The 2021-nt window shown below is 73.9% G+C and carries 1 protein-coding gene; it reads right to left on the bottom strand.

Annotation, left to right across the window (positions count from 1 at the left end; translation table 11 throughout):
* Positions 1-2021 (bottom strand): AMP-binding protein (locus B7767_RS30890; protein ID WP_143652714.1); only part of this gene is annotated, 2021 nt, incomplete at both ends.

Raw genomic sequence — 2021 nt, 5'->3', positions numbered from 1 at the left:
CTGCCGCGCCGCGCAGCCCGTCGAGGTGCAGGACGGCGTCGACCGGTCGCCGGTCGTGCTCCAGCTGCCGCAGCAGCGCGGCGTGGTCGGTCTCCTCGGCGGGCCGTACGCGGTAGCGAGCGGCGTCGAGCCGGTCGTACGACGTCCCCTCGCCGGCCACCGTGCACAGGCCCCCGGCGGATCGCAGCGCGTCGGCGAGGCGTTCCGCGAGCTCGGTGGCCCCGGGGTCGCCGCCCGCCAGGACGAGGGTGTGCCGGCCGGCCGTCGCCGTACGGGCTTCGGGGCGTTCCGCCCGCTGCCACACCGGTCGCAGGAACCAGTCGGGGACGGTGTCCGCGGTCCCCAGCAGCAACTGGGTCCGGCGGACTTCCTCGTCGAAGTCACCCGCCTCGAAGCCCTTGCGCAGCCTGGTGCGCTGGATCTTGCCGATCTCGGTCTTGGGGACGGTCTCCCGCCCGACCGGGATCAGGAAGGCCGGGCTGATGCCGATCTCCCGGGTGACCTTGCCGGCGATCCGGCGCAGGGGGCCGGCCGGGTCGGCGGCGGCTTCGGCGGTGAGGTGGAAGAACAGGGCCAGTTCGTCGGTGGGCGACGACGGGTCGGTGCGCACCGCGACCGCGGCGGTGAAGCTCCGCTCCACGCACGGCAGTTCCTCGACGCAGGCCTCGATCTCGTGGCTGTAGTGGTTGACGCCGTTGACGATGATGACGTCCTTGGCCCGGCCGGTGATGTACAGCTCGCCGGCCCGCAGGAACGCCAGGTCGCCGGTGTCGAACCAGCCGTCCTCGGTGAACGCCTCCGCGTTGGCGGCCGGGTTGTCGTGGTAGCCGCCGGTCACCGAGGTGCCGCGGACCTGGAGCCGGCCGGCGTCCTCCTCGGCGCGGACCGTGCCGGTGTCGTCGACGATACGCATGGCGAAGCCGGGGTAGGGCCGGCCGCAGCTGACGAACGTGCCCTCGTCGGCGGGGGGTTCGCCGGGCAGGGCGGTGTCGGTGACCACGGAGCAGGTCTCGGACATGCCCCAGCCGGGGTGCATCACGTCCTGCGGCAGGCCGAACGGTTCCAGCGCGTGCAGGAACCGGCGGGCGGCGGAGGCGACGACGACCTCGCCGGCGTTCATCACCAGCCGCATCGGGGACAGGTCCCAGGCGCGGCCGGTGAAGCGGTGGGACTGCTCGGCGAGGAGGCCGAAGGCGAAGTTGGGCGCCCAGGTGACGGTGACGCGGTGCCGGTCGGCGAGGTCCATCCAGCGCAGCGGGTCCTGGAGGATCCAGGAGGTGGGGGCGTGGATCTGGCGGCAGCCGAGGTAGACGTCCCGCAGGTGGAACATCACCACGCCGGTGACGTGGTCGAGCGGGATCCAGTTCAGGGAGACGTCGTCCGTGCCGAGCGTGTTCATCTGCTCGGTGGCGGCGGAGCGGGTCAGCACATTGCGGTGGGTGAGCCGCACCGCCTTGGGCAGGCCGGTGCTGCCGGAGGTCATGAGCATCAGCAGGAGGTCGTCCGGCTCGGCGGGGTGCCAGTCGTGGTCCTCGGGCGCCTCGCGCAGCGCGTCGGCCGTGGTGATGCGCGGCCCTGGCCAGTCCTGCCGTGAGGCGAGGGCGCGCAGCCCCGCCTCACGGTCGGCGGAGCACACGATCCAGGGCCGGCCGAGCATCCGCCAGATGCCCTCCAGCTTGGTCAGGGCCGCGGACGGCGTGTCGTAGGAGGCGGGGACGGTCAGCGGGACGGCGACGAAGCCGCCGAGGACGCAGCCCCACAGCACGGCGAGGAAGTCCTCGGTGGCGTCGCACTGGAGGATGACCTGGTCGCCCGGGCGCAGTCCCGCCCGGCGCAGGCCGGCCAGGACGCGGGAGGCCTCGGGGATCAGGGACGCGTAGGTGCGCCGGTGTTCGCTGCCGTCGGCGTGGACGTGGACGATGTCGCCCCGGTCCCGTTCGGCGGCGCGCCGCAGGGCCTCGGCCCAGCTCGGCACGGACGGCTCCCGCAGCGCGGGGCCCTCGCTGAGCGCCGGGACGGCG

This window comes from Streptomyces sp. 13-12-16 (assembly GCF_002114215.1).
Lineage (GTDB): Bacteria > Actinomycetota > Actinomycetes > Streptomycetales > Streptomycetaceae > Streptomyces.
This window is presented reverse-complemented; position numbering and strand designations above follow the sequence as displayed.